A 16539-nucleotide genomic window follows, 5' to 3' on the forward strand; every position below is an offset into this window, starting at 1 on the left:
AAAAACTAATTCACTATCGTTTAAATGGTTTTTAGCACATTTGATAATCTCATCTCAAGTACTTTAGGTGTAATTGGTTTGTACACAAAATCATTCGCACCAAAAGACAATAACTGCTCCTCTTGATCTGGTGCACCACATTGTGTATTAACGATGATAGCAATATGGCGATACGCTTCGATCTTTCTGATACGTTTAATCAATTCCATACCATCCATATTAGGCATCTGTATCCCCGTTATAATAGCATCGATTCCTTTTTCTTTGGCAAGAATTTCCAAGGCTTTTTTCCCATTATCAGCCTCAATCACATCATAATTTGCATTGATTGCTTCTCTTACTGCTATACGATTCATCTCAATATCATCTACTACAAGGATTCTAGGATGAACGTACATATTCTTATGTTTAATCAACCGTTCCATTACTTCAAACAATTTATTCTTATCGATGGGTTTACTCAAATGTGCATTCATTCCAGCTCTCTCTGTTGCCTCCACATCTTCTTGAAATGCATTGGCTGTCATTGCGATGATTGGTATTGTTTTTGCATCTATTCGATTAATTGACCGAATTGTTTTTGTCGCATCAAGCCCATTCATAATAGGCATTCGAATATCCATAAGAATCGCATCGTAGTAATTTAATTCCGACTCACTGAATTTCTCCACGCCTAACTGACCATTCTCAACACAATCTACAATCATACCTTTTCCCATTAAGATTCGGGTTGCTATGTTTGCATTGATTGGATGATCTTCACACAGCAGAATTCGGCAGCCTTCAAGTATATGACCAGTGTAATCCGAATTCTTAACCTTTTTCCATTCCGCAATCTGTTCATCTGTTGCCATTGGAAGTGGTACGGTAAATGTAAACTTTGTTCCTTTTCCTATTTCACTCTCTACAGATATATCTCCACCCATTAGGGTAAGAATCTGTTTTGTAATGGTCATACCTAAGCCTGTCCCTTTCGAACTTGACGTACTTGTATTATGTTCCTGCGTAAAAGGTTCAAACAAATGTGGTAGGAATTCTTTACTCATCCCTACACCATTATCTTCAATCACGAATTGATCCTTAATAATTCCGTTTTTTACAGAAAGTGTCGTTAGGGTAAATTCAATGGTTCCTCCCTCTGGAGTAAACTTTACGGCATTTCCAAGTATATTCATAATGATCTGTTCCAGTCTTCCCACATCTACGTAAAGCATAGTAAATGGAATATTCTCTGTATGTACTAAAAATGTAATGTTCTTTTCTTTCATATTGGGTGAAATAAGAGATATAACCGTGTTAAATACAGTTCGTCCATCACACACTACTGGTTTTAATTCTAGCTTTCCACTCTCAATTCGACTCACATCAAGGGTATCATTAATAAGATTCAAAAGGTATTTTCCTGATTGCTCCAGCTGATTTAAATCATTTCGTACCCTTCGATCCGTTACATAGTCTTGTAACAACGATGTTATTCCCAAAATTCCGTTAAGCGGTGTCCGCATATCGTGACTTACTCTGGATAGGAAATCCGTTTTAGACCGGTTAGCTTTTTCTGCAATACGTAGTGCATTCTTCAGTTGGGCATTTCGCTCTTCCCATTCTGGATTCACGTCTCGCATCATACCAATCAACCGGCTAATCCTTCCATCCTCTTTCAGATCAAGATGTCCCGTAACTTCTGTCCAACGATATGTTCCATCCTTTAATTTCATTCGAACAACTACAGATGTTTGCTCACTTTCCCCTCTTCGAGATGCTAAATATTCAACCAATTTATCAAAATCATCTGGATGAACACAGGAAAGACTATGCTTGTTTCCCATAATGGAGTAGTATCCATCTTTACTTAGGGCATATTCTTCAAATTTATTCGATGAATAGAATCCTGTTTGTTCATCCCATTCAAAATATGCTGTCTGGGTCATATCAAGGAGCATACGATAATATTCTTGTTCTCTTCGAGCGATTCTTGTTTCTTCTGAAACATTTGTATGTACTGCATATAGTATTGCTATATCATCAGGAAGCATTTTCCCCTCAGCAATTACATTTGCCTCCATTGTAATCTCAAGTAAATCCCGCTTTTTCGTATAAACATGGTAAGCGATACTGATTGTCTGCTTATTTTTCAGACTTTCCAACACTTTATCCATAACATAATCCCGATCTTCTTTTGGCATCTCTTCCAATATATCATGCTTTACCGATTTCATTAATTCTTTCTGGTCCTTGTAACCTAGCATCTTAGCCAATGTTGGAGATAGATAATCTGCCTCCACTCTGCCATTTTTCTTCATTCGATAAATAGCTGTTCCACCGGGTATTGTTGCCATCAGCATCTGTTCTTTCTTCCGTGTTTCATCTAACTCCTGTTCTAGGGTATACTTTTCCAGTTCACAATCCGGAAAAGAAGCATGTACGCTATCCATCAACCAGCTTCTATCATCCTGCATAATACAGTTAGCTGTGATCCGAATCATTACATCACATACTGAATTTGGTATGGCAACTTGTCTTCCATATACTGTTAGCCTTGTAACTCGATCACTCATTTTACGGATTATGGGATCTCCCATAACGATTTCAAGTGTATTTGGGAATTTACTGATATCTTTTTTTAATAGAGCATATAATTCTGCTTTTCCATAAGCTGTCTCGTTTTGTTCTGTACCAATCCACTCAATCTGGTCCGTCACCATCTCCATTATCTGCACAATATCTCTTTTCTTATAGTATGCTTGAACCATGGCAAAGACTAATTCTTTCTCTGTATGATACCCCATATGTAGCCCCCTTCAGTACAACAATATTCAAAGCCAGATTAGTTCCTTTTACTTAAATGATAAATAATGGTATGTTTAGATACTTTTATTCCATATTATACTCTTAGATCACCAAATAATCAATTTGTAAATCGACTTTCTGTATGTTGTTCCTTCTGGATAATTACCTATGATAAAAAGCATATACTTCATTGTTACAAAGAAAGGTATATCTATTGACAGTTCAATTCCTTCTCCAAAATCTGAAGAATAAATGGACTATTCTCCAAGGATAAGGTTATCATAAATGCCATATATCTGCATTTTTTATAAAGCTCCCCATCTAAATGAAACGTATACCCCATAAAACATCTTGGATTACAATCCTCTGGATTGACCAGTCGTTTACAAATGGAAGCTTTCTTTATCTCTTTTTTCATCTTCTCTGGTATCGTATCAAGAAAATCCTCATATTGACGAACGTGGTCTGCATAGATTCGCAATTTCATGCCTGCTTTTCTTGTAACTAAATTTGCCAGTGTTTTCTTCGTATCTTTTCTGATGAAAGAAACGACACTTCCACTTTTAGCAGGCTTTATTTCACAGGTACACAAATCATTTTGTGTCAACTGATCATAGATTTCCTGAACGAATTCCAAATCTTTCTCTTGTACCGTTTGTATATACGTAGCAAATTGCTCACCCATTGATAACACCTCATCTTTCGCTTTTTTTGACAACTGGAATCCAAACTTCAAACTTCGCATGTTCTGGGTCTGGACTAATATAAACTTCCATATCTGGTCCATTGGCATATTCATAACCTGAGGTTGGAAGCCATTCTAAGACGATCCTTCTTTCTAACTCTTGAATCACACTACTCATGCCCTCACCTTCAAATACTGCCCAAGTTGCAGCTGGTATTACATATTCTTCAAAATCCTCTTTGTCTTTCGTACTAGCAACGGCAATATAATAACTCCACTGCTCCTGATCCGTACAAGCACTAACACCAAGTAAGCCCTGAATTTCTCCATCCATTTTTTCAAGTAACCGTGGAATTGTTCCATCCGTGGTGGCTTTCTGCCACATTTGAGGTACTGTTTCAAAGTTTTTTTCAATCTCTTTTTCTAATGGTTTTGATATGCCTACAATACGTATTTCTTCTTTCTTTTCAATTCGATAATTCATCTCATCTACCCCTTTAATCATAATTTGAAATCTCATTGGTGGAAAGGATTTGACAGATATTCCTCCTTGCTTAATGAATGAAGGCGCTATTCCATGCACACTTTGAAATGCTCGATTAAAAGCTGTTGGAGATTGATATCCGTAGCGAAGTGCCACATCAATGATCTTTTCATCACCACTCTGTAGATCAACAGCTGCTAACGACATCTTCCTTCTGCGAATATATTCAGGAAGTGGCACATCTGCCATATAAGCAAACATTCTCTGAAAGTGATAGGAAGAGCAACATGCGATTTTTCCTAATTCCTCATAATTCACATCTTCCTTTAGGTGCTCTTCAATATAGTTCATTGCCTGATTCAAACGTTCAATCCATTCCATTTTGATTCCTCCTGTACAAGTCATCTCTGACTCTATTCGTATTGTAATCCATATCTTTTGCATCGTCCTCTCATTTTTTGTACAAAAAAGAGAGGATTGTTTTCAAAACGTTCACATAATCTTCATGAATGTTCCATAGTTCCTCCACATTTTCTTGTTATGATAATACCATCAAAAGAAGTTAAGCCCTTCTTAATTGATTTTTTCATAACTCCCCCCTTTATAAGGAGCCTGACAAGGCTCCTATTTTTATACGAGGATTCAGGTGTCATAAGCCCTTAGTAAAACTTTCTTTCATTAATTTGCACAAACACTAGCTAATCTCATGTAATAGAGGAGCTTTCCTATTATTAAAAGTTTGCTGATGCAGTGACTTTCCTACATCAGCAAACTTTTTATGAATTATGCTTTATTATATAATAAATACAATTATGTACTTTTCCATGATATTCAATCTTGTCTTCCCGTTCTATTCGGCTCATTCCACATTTGATCATCACTTTACAGCTAGCTACATTTTCTTCAAATGCTCCTGTTACTACTTCTGTATATCCCAACTGAAATAACTCCTTGATTGCAACTTCCAATGCTTCTGTTGCAAAGCCCTGGTTATGATGGTTCGGGTGAATCACATATCCCAATTCGATCTGCTGTCCCTTGATCTCAACATCATTAAGAAAACCAATTAGCTTATCCTGCAGATAGATTCCTCTCTCATAATGCTCAGAAGAATACGAATATTCCTTTAGTTTCTGAAACATCTTCTTTGCCTGCTCTAATGATTGAAAATCTGGTATCATAAAAGTCTCTTTAATCTGTTCATTCGTTAGTAAATCAATCATATTCTCCTGATCCCCATCTTCGTAGGGCTTTAATGTTAATCGTTTTGTCTTAATCATTCTTTTTTGCTTCCCTTCTTTTTCTTACGTGAAATGAATCTTGTCTCTTGCATCATATAATAATCCCATCACAATGGTCTACTTCATGTTGAATAATCTGTGCAATCCAACCAGAGTAGGTTTGTCTCAGCTTTTTATAATTCCCATCAAGATATTCAACCTCGATTTGTTGATACCGCTTCGTTTGCCTTACTCCAGTCAAAGAAAGACATCCTTCTTCCGTCTCATAAGGTTGGGATTTCTTAATGATCACAGGATTGATCATCGCTACATTCATGAATCCCATATTAACAGCAATAATCCGTTTCTTTACTCCGATCATGTTCGCAGCCATACCAACACACCCTGCTTCATTTGCCTTTAGTGTATCCAGTAGATCTTGTACAATTGGCTTGTCTACTTCCGTTGCTAATTCTGATCTCTGCTTAAGAAAAACAACATCACGCATGATTGGTCTAATCATCGCTCTTCCTCCATAATATACTCCGACTGGAATTCTGCATTAATCTCAGCAATTTCTTTCTTACCATCAATATAGTCCTTATACATACTCCATAGATCAATACCACAATCCTCTAAGCCGTCATCTACTGGCACCCAACTTTTGATTAGTTGAATTCGCTCCTCTTTGGTTGTATCTTTTATTAATGTACTTTTGTTCATATGATTTTCTGTTTCCTTTCTTACATTCCTTGCTTCTTACAATGTTTCATTTTCGGAAGTAACTTTTCCTCTTACCACCACTCTTAAATCTATCGTCTCTGTTAGACGCAATTTTCCCCATTATAACATAATAGAACAGAATTAACACGCTACTTAATAAAATTCCACCAAGAATATCCGTAAACCAATGAACGCCTGAAAGAATTCTTCCAACTATTGTTAGAATGATCAGAATACTTGCTACTAGATCAACACCCAAACGATATGCTCTCCTATGAATATACAGCTTCCATTGATCAATCGCAGTTACGAATATACATATTACAAGCATTGTATGAGAAGAAGGGAACGATGCTTCTAATTCACCTTCCATTAGAATCGGACGATAATTAATGATAACCTTTTCAAATAAAATGTACATACCAACGACTAGTACATAAAATCCAGCCAAACAGAATAGATTCTTATCTACTTTCCCTATACGTTTTCGTTTCACTAATTGGATAAAACCTGTCATCGCAAATCCCGCTGCTACCAAGATTGCACCGAATCCGATTCCATTCGTAATCTGATACCAAGACATATTAACACCAAGGCTCTCCTGGACTGCTTTATTAATTGTGGCAAATCCAACACTAGATCCTTCTGGACCAATCGATGCCACATCCACATGTTCAACTCCTATAACAAATATTAAGAAAAGAATAAGCATCACTCCTGTTGTTACATATAATTTTTGCATTTTTTGTTTCATTCTACTACTCTCCTTTGTTTTTCTAAATAGATTTTAGAGAAAACATAGCATAGAGTAGTTGCAAACAAAAGAATCGAAACGTCACATAATGACACCTTATCTGTCATGTACAAAACCCGTGTCATTCACGCATTTATCGCACATGACACGCTACGTATCATCGACTTTTTAGCAAGATGATACCCTTCGTAACGAAGATTCCTAGCGCGTAGATACTAGCATACGGCTGACGACTCAGTATGAATATAATTGTAATCCACATTGTTAACAAAATAGAAATGCCTACTTTATAACGCGACCATTTTCTATTCTCCGTTGCTTGGAACAAGAACTGCAAGATTCCCCACAAGGTAATGGCAATACAACTACACCAATAGATGGATGGTATGAATCCACCTTTTAACGCAATCATATTGACTGTTTTCACATATGCTCCTTGCTCTTGTCCAAATATAGGCAATACAAATAATAATGCCATCAAACAATCCAATACACCAAGGGTACTATCACTCAACTTATGCGTTTTCACTTTCGAATCATCTTCTGCGATTGTAAGTAACTCATCACTGGAAAGCAAGTCATCGATGGAAACCGCAAAATACTTGGATATTGCCTTTAATGATTCGATACTGGGATATCCTCTACCCGATTCCCATTTGGAAATTGCGGTTCTTGATACGTAAAGAACTTCTGCCAATTGTTCCTGGGTCAATTCCTTATCTCTTCTTAATTGTTGTAATTTTTCATTAAATTCCACTTCATAACCCCTTCCTATATCGTATTACAAGCCACATATGAACAAGCAATGCAATTAAGTGAATTACATAATTCTCCGACTTGTGAAAGTTGAAAGTGTAAAACCAGTTCTTGAATTCTATTACAATCACATAATTGTCTGATTTTGGCTAATCGCTAACTGAATAAACTCGTCCATCTGTATTTCATTAAGATATGGATATTCTCGATGAAGATTCTCCTTCTTTTCCTTATAAAATTCCGTTATGTATGCTTGTCGATCTTCAAAAGCATTTTGGGGGAAGAAATCTAGATACGTATTATGGAACCCTTTTAAATGGGAATAGATATCCCAGGCTTCCATATGTGGATTCTTCTCAAGAAATAGAAAATCAAGATCATACCAGTCTGCTTTCCACTTCCAGATTGCAGCCACGCGATCTGTTTCATAATCCTTTTTATAGGTAACCTTAGCTGGATCAAAAATTGTAGTCCCCCACAAAACATCCACTAATAAATGATGATAGTAGCCTAAATAAAAGGAATATTGCTTTCCCGTATACTGTTCTCTCTGCTCCTCACGCAAATATTGCTTTGCAAAAATCTCAGGATGTAAGGAACTTTTTCCTTCTGCATCTACCATTCGATAGTGAGATACTGCTTTGGGTGGTTGAAACGTAGTCCAATCACGGGAAGGAACCCCACTATCTGGTGCGATGTTTCCCATAATATATTCTTCTTTTGAAAGTTGATTGCATTGTTTTAACACGCCATCTGCTACCCGCAGATGTGCCATCCATGTAGCCATATTATTCCCTTTCTTGAGTGGATAATTTTCATTTTAATGGATTGTTTTACTTGTAAAGGCTGCTTCTGTACCTCACATCATTATATCATAGCTTCTGCCAATTACTCAATAATCTACGCATCCTTGTATTCGCAGAGAATACCTATTGTTCCAACTCAATTTATCAGCATCTTAAGCTTTTCATATCTTAAGCTTTTCATATCTTAATCTTTTCATATCTTAATCTTTTCGTATGACTTTTTCTTGACTAATTTCTACAGTTGTGCTAGATTTAATAAAATTATTCCACATGACATAAGAGTCAAAAGGTCATGTTTTCTTCTTCTCTAATTTTCACGAACAATAACTTATCTCATACAATACAGGAGGTTTCATAATGAAATCATCTATTCCTGTCCTTTATCCATCTCAGAAACACAAACATTAATCCAGAAGGGATTTGCCTTGATTAGCGATATCTGTGAAATTACGGTAGATACCATCGATACGCACTATTGGAACTGTAACCCGCTTCCGAATGAACTTCCTGGCTGGGGCAAGATTACTTATACCGATTACAAGTTCTTTGAAGAAGAGGCCTTGAAGGTATGTATGGAAACAGCTGACTCTGAAGTTGCAAAAAAAATTGCAGCCTCCATTCCAGGCTGCAATTGTATTCCATTCTCTGATGTTGATTGGTACGCTTTCTCCAAGACCAATGCCACGAAAGAACATGCGATTCAACAGATTACACAGAAGCTACATATTCCATTATCCGAAACAATTGCTTTCGGTGATGACCATGATGACATCGGTATGCTTCAACTTGCAGGCAAGGGAATTGCCATGGATAATGCTATTCCAGAAGTAAAAGCAGTTGCCGATGCTATTACTGGCAGCAATAATCAAGATGGTGTAGCACGATATTTGGAATGGTTTCTATTAGTAATCGATTAGTCCGATGCCTTAAAATTATAGATTGGTTTTAATACTTCGATCACATCAACCGATTCTTTGATGTCGTCAATAATATCCTTTAAGGATTTATAAGCCATAGGTGCCTCATCTAGGGTCGCTTCGTTAACAGAAGTGGTATAAACTGCTTTCATTTCCTCTTGATACTCATTCAGATTCAGTGTGTTCTTTGCTTTCGTTCTTGACATAATTCGACCAGCTCCATGCGGTGCTGACTCATTCCATTCTGGATTTCCTTTTCCCATAGCAAGCACACTACCATCTCTCATATTAATTGGTATCAACACCTTCTCCTTATCATGAGCGGCTATTGCTCCCTTTCGAATTATCATTTCATTGGTATCAATATAGTTATGAATGGTATGAAATGCTTCTCCACCTTGCATACTGGTGCGCTCGATCAGGATTTCTGCCATCTTCTCTCTATTTCTTCTTGCAAACTTCTGGCAGATCTCCACATCATGAATATAGTCCTCTAAGAAGCTTCCATACAAGTAGCATAAATCCTCAGGCATGGTTGCTTCTCTTTTTTCCCATGAAATTGCATTCAACGCTTCCTGTATCTCTTTCCTTCTTCCTTGTTCCTTATATGTTCGAATAATTTCATCTCTTTGTTGAAAGTACGTTTCTTTTCCTTTGTTTAAGTCAATGGCTAATTGCTGATAAATCTCCGCAACCTGTTTTCCCAGATTTCTACTTCCCGAATGAATAACTAAATATTTCGTTCCGTCCGCTGCCTGATCAATTTCAATAAAATGATTTCCACCGCCCAAAGTTCCAATGCTACGCTCCAACCATTTCGTATTACGTAAACTTCTAAAACACCGTAGTTCCTCCAAATCAAAACGCTCGGTTCTACCTTCCCATATATTCATACCTGATGGTATAAAATGTGCAGCTTCATCTATCCTTTCAAAATCAACCGCATTCTTCCCTATATTAACCGTGTACATACCACAGCCGGTATCTACACCAACTATATTCGGAACTACTTTATCCGTAACAGTCATTGTCGTTCCAATGGTACAGCCCTTTCCCGCATGTACGTCAGGCATAATTCTAATCTTACAGCCTTCTGTAAATGGGTAATCGCACATTCGTCTGATTTGTTCGATTGCTTCTTCCTCAACAACTTTTGCATAACATATTGCCGAATTGACTTTCCCTTTAATCTCAAACATATTATTTCCTCCTTTTTATAAGTTTCGCCGGCATGCTCCATATGGGATTTGAACCCATGACCTACTGACAATATGCCAATTGCTCTACCATCTGCGCTAATGGAACAAAAAAAAACGCTTATCCCTATGAGATAAGCGTTTTTATAATTCTCGATATTACTTACGAACCAATCATGATACATATCGTATTTGCGCTATCTTATAAGGGTACACGAAATGAAAGCCCTGACTATTGCTCAGTGCTTCAAAATATTGTTCATCTTTCCTACAATCTAGTGCAAAACGAATATTCATCATAATATGATCCTTTCTGGGTTCCGATCCCTTTTTTCTTCTTCTGGAATTACTATAACACAACCTTTTTCATTTGTCACTCATTTTTAGTATTTTCTTCCATATATCTACATGATTATGTTGCATTGTGTTTCTACTTTAGTAAATAACTCTTCCTTTGACCATTCTATATAATCTGGTTTTGATTGACTAATTGATGCTAAATAGTATGCCTGCTTATACATAGAGTTTATGTAGATTGCAAGATTTTCATGTATTTCATGATCGTAAATCTTGATTTCGTCCTTCTCCCAATATACAGTAAAGGAGTCCAATTCCTTATTCAATCCGCAACCAAGATATTTCACATAAGCTTCCTTAATCGTCCAAAGTGTCGCAAAAGTTTTTTCTTTCTCAACACATTTCTGATAGTAATCTTTTTCCATCTGGCTGAAGAACTCCTCGACAATCTGATCCTGTTTCTTATCAGGAATCTGCTCAACATCAATTCCAACTGGATGCTCATCGAATATTCCAGCCACGTACGTTCCCGCATGTGATAGATTAAACTGCACCTTTGGTATTGATCTGCAAACTGGTTTTCCAAACTCTGTTACACCAAATGTGATTTCTCGATCATCTTTCCTGTAATTCTCAGAAATCATGCTTCTTGCTAAAAGTGCTGCTGCCAAACCTCTACATTGATCCATGAAGAGCTGATATTTCTCTAGTTTTTCTCTTCGTTCCCATGATACATAACGTATGTAGTTGTTGTACTCGTCTTTCGTAAATGAACAATTATTAAGAAGTACAATTTTTGACATGTAAACTACCTCTTCACCTTTCCTACGGGTGGCTTTTTCTACCATGTAACACGCACAGCACACCTTGTATCCCCATTCTTAATGCTTTCCTCCAAGGAAACTTCAACATTCTCTCCAAATACCTGTGTAAATAAGCTTTTTGCATATCCCACAGTACAGTAACACCATGTTTTTGACACAGGTTGTTCGGTCTTATTCACAAGAGAACAGTAACATTCCGGATAGCAGAATAGCAGTTCCTGCTCATTGATATACTCCATACTTGCAAAACTTTCCTTTTCATTGAATAGCTGAATGAATTCTTCTACGCTCATCGTTTTATTCCTATATGTATTCATCTTCTTGGCAGTGGATTTACCATCATTGCAGATACAGCCTTCCCTTATACATTGTAACGTCTTCTGGTCATAATTTTTCTCAAGATATTCACATACATTCTTAACCCAGTTATACGTTGTAGCTGAATTCGATAATGGATATTCTTCTTCGAACTTCCTTGCTTCCTTCTCTCCAATTACCTTCTCCATACTCGTTACCATTCTACGAACGTTCGCATTCTCATTCTTTCCCATACAATTTTCCTTTCACTAATCGATATGGGTATAGTATATCGTATGAAATATGACAGCGCGTGACATATTATACTGTTATCTCAATTTGATTACCTTCCAGATCAAGAATACAGCTTTCATAATACCCGTCATACGTTCTCCCATATTCTTCTCCACCACCTTATCAATGTAACTATTTTCTGTTTTGTCTCACTTCTTGATATAGCAAGATCCTAACTACAAATATTTCAATTATATTTTATCTAATTAGTCAAATGTTGTATATGAATAGTTCAACCCATTTATTGCTTTTTTATGGACTATAGTGTTATTTGCCTCCTTCTCCCTTATAATAAATATCTTCCAACGTCCTCATATTATGCAAGTGTTCTGTAATCTTAACCAACAAATCTAGTTCTGACGAACAATATATCTTTGATTTATCAATTAACACTACCATTGATATTGAGAATCTTTATCACATTTCCTACTTGACCAATATGAATTAAACATGGTATATTATGATGCATGTGTTAGTTGTCTCTAACCAAAATACAACGCTTGTATAGACACATGATACGAATATCCTTATAGGAGGTTACATGAAAAAAAATCACTTAACAATCGGTCTGGCTATATGTCTATTCCTACTTTCCATATGGTCACTATTCCTTGGTGTTATGGATATTAGTATAGCAGGACTTTTATCAGGCAATCTGGAAGAACTTGAAATATTACTAATCTCACGTCTTCCCAGATTATTAGCAATTCTTTGTACTGGTGTTGGTATGAGTGTAGCAGGTCTGATCATGCAGCAACTTTGTATGAATAAATTCGTTTCCCCTACTACTGGAGCTACCATTTCATCTGCACAACTTGGAATATTACTTGCTCTTTTGTTTATGCCTTCTTCAACAATATGGACAAGAGCGATATTTGCATTTGTTACTGCCACTCTAGGAACTTGGATTTTTGTATTCTTTATTCAAAGAATTCATTACAAAGATGTGGTTATGGTTCCCTTAGTTGGAATTATGTTTGGTAATGTTATTGGTGGTATAACCAATTATCTTGCATACAAATACGAGATGACGCAGGCACTTTCTTCTTGGTTAGTCGGTCATTTTTCTATCGTACTTCGTGGAAGATATGAGATTGTATTTTTAGTTGTACCACTGGTAATTCTTGCATTTATATTCGCAAATCACTTTAACATAGTGGGAATGGGAAAAGATTTCTCAAGCAATCTTGGGGTTAATCATAATCTAATTTTATTCTTTGGATTAACAATTGCTGCAATGATTACTGCAAGCATTGTTGTCGTAGTGGGAAGCATCTCCTATATTGGGCTCATTGTTCCTAACATTGTAGCTCTTTTCAAAGGTGATCGCATAAAAGGTACATTGCTTGATACTGCATTATTTGGCGCTGTTTTTGTATTAATCTGTGACATGATTGGACGCCAGATTATTGCCCCATATGAACTACCAATTGAATTAATCGTAGGTGTTCTTGGCAGCATTCTATTTGTTATTCTTCTTCTCTATCGGTTAAAGAATGGAAGAAAAAGTGTGAAACCAAAAGAATTATTTAAGAAAAGGAACATTAAAAATGGATATCTCAACTAATATCAATGCAGCATCCGAACAAGATATTACCCCCAAAAAAGCCAACAAAAAAGCAGCGATACTAGGAAGAAAGCTTCTTTTGCTTCTGCTTCTTTCCCTACTGGCCTGTGGTCTTTACATTTTTCTGAATATTAATATGAAATATTTTGATTATGCCTTAAAAATACGTGGTAAAAAACTAGCAGCCATGGTATTGACCGCGTTCTGTATTGGAAGTGCTTCGATCGTGTTTCAATCCGTAATTAACAATACCATTGTAACGCCTTGCCTTCTTGGAATGAACTCACTCTACACACTGATTCATACCGCAGTCGTATTCTTCCTAGGATCATCGAACATTTTAGTAACTAATACCTATCTTTCCTATATGATTGATCTTGTTCTGATGGGAGTTATATCAACTTATATATATAGTTATCTCTTTAAGAAAACAAATCATAATGTCCTCTATGTTCTGCTGATTGGAACAATTTTATCTACCTTTTTTTCCAGTATGCAGTCTTCGATGACGCGAATTATGGACCCAAATGAATACGATACCTTGCTAACTACCCTTGTAGCCAGCTTTTCCAATATTAATACGGAAATTATATTCCTTTCCTTCGTACTAATGATCGTCGTTGCCTTCGTCTTTCGAAAGGATTTGGCTCTTTTAGATGTGATTACTCTTGGGAAAAACCAAGCAATTAATCTAGGCGTAGATTACGATCGAACAATCCGTCATCTACTACTTGCTGTCACTTTATATATCTCCATTGCAACTGCAATGGTTGGACCAATTTCTTTCCTAGGACTGATTATTGCCAATGTATCCCGACAGCTTTTTTCCACCTATCGACACACTTGGCTTATAGCTGGCTCTGCCTTCATCGGCGTTATCGTTCTTGTATTTGGCCAATTGATCTCAGAACAGATTTTTCACTATAGTGTACCTGTTAGTATATTCATCACGGTAGGCGGTGGACTTTATTTTCTTTACTTATTACTTGCAGAAAGGAAACGCTGACATGCTTATTCATAATTTAAAAAAGTCTTACAATAGCAAAACTGTTGTAGATTCTGTTTCTTTAGAAATCCCTAAAGGTTGTGTCCTGTCGATGATTGGACCTAATGGAGCAGGAAAATCCACTGTTTTGAACCTTATCTCGCGACTAATCGCTAGAGATGCTGGTGATATTACCTTCAAAGGTAAAGATATTAGTAGTTGGAAAAACAAAGAACTAGCCAAACATCTTGCTATTCTTACCCAATCAAACAATGTACAAATGAAATTGACAATTCGGGAACTTGTTGCTTTCGGGCGTTTTCCATACAGCGGAAGCCAACTTACGGCAGAAGACAATCAAAAAATTGATGAAGCAATCGCCTATATGGAACTTACTGATCTATCCGATCGCTTCATCGATGAATTGTCTGGTGGCCAAAGACAACGCGCTTATATCGCCATGGTTATTGCCCAGGATACCGAGTATATTCTGTTAGATGAACCAACGAATAACCTTGATATCTATCACTCCTCGAATATGATGAAAATTATCCGTCGACTTTGTGACGACCTCGGGAAAACAGTCGTACTCGTCTTACACGAGATCAATTATGCTGCCTTCTACTCTGACTATATCTGTGCATTTGTTAATGGACAAGTAGCCAAATTCGGTACTGTTTCTGAAGTTATGACCAAAGAAACATTATCAGAAATCTATAATGTAGATTTCGAGATTCAGGAAATCGAGGGGAAACCTCTTTCCATATATTATTAACGAATGAAAACTTCGTACGAACAAACCCAAAGCAGGTATCTTGTTTCTGTGACCTGGCCAGTCAAATTAGCAAGTTACACATAATATTAAAAAAGGAGATCTTATGACAAAAAAAATTATTGCACTTGTACTTACACTAACAATGGGGCTTTCACTAACAGCCTGCAGTAAATCCAATAATACCAATGAACAGTCTACGAACAAGGAAACCGTAGCTGATAATACAGAGAATACTACGACAACAGAAGAGGAATCGACAACGACCACTCCAGAAAACATAACTGTCACTACCAAAAATGGGAATGATGAGGAAATTCAAATTGAAGTTCCCTATGATCCACAAAGAATAGCTGTATTAGATTTAGCTTCTCTAGATATTCTTGATAACCTTGGTCTTGGTGACCGAATCGTAGGGATGTCAAAAGGTACCTCCATTGATTATCTACAAAAATATAATACAGACGAAACAATTGCAAACCTTGGGACAATCAAAGAAGCAGACTTAGAAGCCGTTATGGCATGTGAACCAGACGTAATCTTTATCGGTGGTCGATTAAGTTCTTCCTATGATGCTCTTTCAGAAATTGCTCCTGTTATCACAATTAGTTCTGATTATGAAGTTGGATTAATTGAAAGTGTAAAGGCAAACTCTTCTATGATTGCATCTTTATTTGGTTTAGAGAATGAATTCAATGACATTTTCACAACTTTTGAAGAACGTGTTGCAGCTCTTGCTGCCGTTAGCAAAGGTCATACTGCTTTAGTTGGCATGGTAACAAGTAGTAATTTTAACACATTAGGAAACGATAGTCGTTGTTCCATCATTGGTAACGAAATTGGTTTTGAGAATCTAGCTGTTGATGTAGACTCTACACATGGAAACGAATCTTCTTTTGAACTTGTAGCAAAACTGAACCCAGAATACATCTTCGTACTAGATCGTGACGCTGCCATTGGTACGGACGGTGCGAAACTAGCCAAAGAAGTAATGGATAATGAATTAGTTCAAAAAACAACAGCTTATGAAAACTCTCAAATCATCTATCTTACACCAGCTGTGTGGTATACTGCAGAGGGTGGTTTAACTGCGACTGATATTATGCTTCAGGATTTAGAGGCAAGCTTACTTAGATAAGATACATGATAGGTTAAAAAAACGAAGTACGAGGAAT

General features: G+C 36.7%; 17 protein-coding genes and 1 tRNA gene. 5 read left to right on the forward strand and 13 right to left on the reverse strand.

Annotated elements, in window-relative coordinates; translation table 11 throughout:
- Window positions 1-20: 20 nt before the first annotated feature.
- The 9 genes from HBB17_RS19450 to HBB17_RS19490 all read right to left on the reverse strand — a co-directional run bounded on the left by HBB17_RS19450 (window position 21) and on the right by HBB17_RS19490 (window position 8196).
- A complete protein-coding gene (locus HBB17_RS19450; RefSeq protein WP_167959170.1) occupies window positions 21-2786 on the reverse strand; it encodes a PAS domain-containing hybrid sensor histidine kinase/response regulator in 2766 nt (921 codons plus the stop codon).
- 212 nt (window positions 2787-2998) lie between these two features.
- Window positions 2999-3532, reverse strand: coding sequence for a hypothetical protein (locus tag HBB17_RS19455; protein WP_274380803.1), 534 nt, complete (start codon window positions 3530-3532; stop codon window positions 2999-3001).
- Window positions 3483-4337 (reverse strand): AraC family transcriptional regulator, encoded by an 855-nt coding sequence (locus HBB17_RS19460; RefSeq protein ID WP_167959171.1) that lies wholly within the window; start codon window positions 4335-4337, stop codon window positions 3483-3485. The genes HBB17_RS19455 and HBB17_RS19460 overlap by 50 nt, the downstream gene beginning before the upstream one ends.
- 395 nt (window positions 4338-4732) lie before the next feature.
- A complete protein-coding gene (locus HBB17_RS19465; RefSeq protein WP_167959172.1) occupies window positions 4733-5236 on the reverse strand; it encodes a GNAT family N-acetyltransferase in 504 nt (167 codons plus the stop codon).
- 52 nt (window positions 5237-5288) lie between these two features.
- Window positions 5289-5699, reverse strand: coding sequence for a peptide deformylase (locus HBB17_RS19470; RefSeq protein ID WP_167959173.1), 411 nt, complete (start codon window positions 5697-5699; stop codon window positions 5289-5291).
- The gene (locus HBB17_RS19475; RefSeq protein WP_167959174.1) at window positions 5696-5899 is read right to left on the reverse strand and encodes a hypothetical protein; all 204 of its coding nucleotides are present in this window, start codon (window positions 5897-5899) and stop codon (window positions 5696-5698) included. The genes HBB17_RS19470 and HBB17_RS19475 overlap by 4 nt, the downstream gene beginning before the upstream one ends.
- Before the next feature lie 46 nt (window positions 5900-5945).
- Entirely contained in the window at window positions 5946-6653 is a 708-nt protein-coding gene (locus HBB17_RS19480) for a phosphatase PAP2 family protein (protein WP_167959175.1), read from the reverse strand.
- Window positions 6654-6810: 157 nt separating this feature from the next.
- Window positions 6811-7410 carry a helix-turn-helix domain-containing protein gene (locus HBB17_RS19485; protein WP_167959176.1) on the reverse strand — a complete coding sequence of 200 codons (600 nt, stop codon included), beginning with the start codon at window positions 7408-7410 and terminating at the stop codon, window positions 6811-6813.
- A 126-nt stretch (window positions 7411-7536) separates the two neighbouring features.
- Window positions 7537-8196, reverse strand: coding sequence for a zinc dependent phospholipase C family protein (locus HBB17_RS19490; RefSeq protein ID WP_167959177.1), 660 nt, complete (start codon window positions 8194-8196; stop codon window positions 7537-7539).
- A 444-nt stretch (window positions 8197-8640) separates the two neighbouring features.
- On the opposite strand from HBB17_RS19490, the gene HBB17_RS19495 reads away from it, so the two are divergent.
- Entirely contained in the window at window positions 8641-9132 is a 492-nt protein-coding gene (locus tag HBB17_RS19495) for an HAD family hydrolase (protein WP_167959178.1), read from the forward strand.
- Here HBB17_RS19495 and HBB17_RS19500 read toward each other — a convergent pair.
- From HBB17_RS19500 to HBB17_RS19515, 4 genes are all read right to left on the reverse strand, one after another.
- Window positions 9129-10331, reverse strand: a complete 1203-nt coding sequence (locus tag HBB17_RS19500) for an RtcB family protein (RefSeq protein ID WP_167959179.1) — start codon at window positions 10329-10331, stop codon at window positions 9129-9131. The genes HBB17_RS19495 and HBB17_RS19500 overlap by 4 nt on opposite strands.
- 33 nt (window positions 10332-10364) lie before the next feature.
- A tRNA-Ile gene (locus HBB17_RS19505) sits at window positions 10365-10437 on the reverse strand.
- Between the two features lie 295 nt (window positions 10438-10732).
- Window positions 10733-11428: a 4'-phosphopantetheinyl transferase family protein gene (locus HBB17_RS19510; protein WP_167959180.1), complete on the reverse strand. Its 696-nt coding sequence runs from the start codon at window positions 11426-11428 to the stop codon at window positions 10733-10735.
- Window positions 11429-11466: 38 nt separating this feature from the next.
- Window positions 11467-12000 (reverse strand): DUF6144 family protein, encoded by a 534-nt coding sequence (locus HBB17_RS19515; protein WP_167959181.1) that lies wholly within the window; start codon window positions 11998-12000, stop codon window positions 11467-11469.
- Window positions 12001-12581: 581 nt separating this feature from the next.
- Between HBB17_RS19515 and HBB17_RS19520 the strand changes: the two genes are divergently transcribed.
- From HBB17_RS19520 to HBB17_RS19535, 4 genes are all read left to right on the forward strand, one after another.
- Window positions 12582-13607: an ABC transporter permease gene (locus HBB17_RS19520; RefSeq protein ID WP_167959182.1), complete on the forward strand. Its 1026-nt coding sequence runs from the start codon at window positions 12582-12584 to the stop codon at window positions 13605-13607.
- Complete coding sequence (locus tag HBB17_RS19525) at window positions 13591-14613, forward strand: iron chelate uptake ABC transporter family permease subunit (protein ID WP_167959183.1); 1023 nt, start codon at window positions 13591-13593, stop codon at window positions 14611-14613. Before HBB17_RS19520 ends, HBB17_RS19525 begins: the two co-directional genes overlap by 17 nt.
- A 1-nt stretch (window position 14614) precedes the next feature.
- Entirely contained in the window at window positions 14615-15367 is a 753-nt protein-coding gene (locus HBB17_RS19530; RefSeq protein WP_167959184.1) for an iron ABC transporter ATP-binding protein, read from the forward strand.
- Between the two features lie 103 nt (window positions 15368-15470).
- Window positions 15471-16502: a siderophore ABC transporter substrate-binding protein gene (locus tag HBB17_RS19535; protein WP_167959185.1), complete on the forward strand. Its 1032-nt coding sequence runs from the start codon at window positions 15471-15473 to the stop codon at window positions 16500-16502.
- The last annotated feature ends 37 nt before the right edge of the window (window positions 16503-16539 follow it).

This window comes from Anaerosporobacter faecicola, from assembly GCF_012070565.1.
Lineage (GTDB): Bacteria > Bacillota > Clostridia > Lachnospirales > Lachnospiraceae > Anaerosporobacter > Anaerosporobacter faecicola.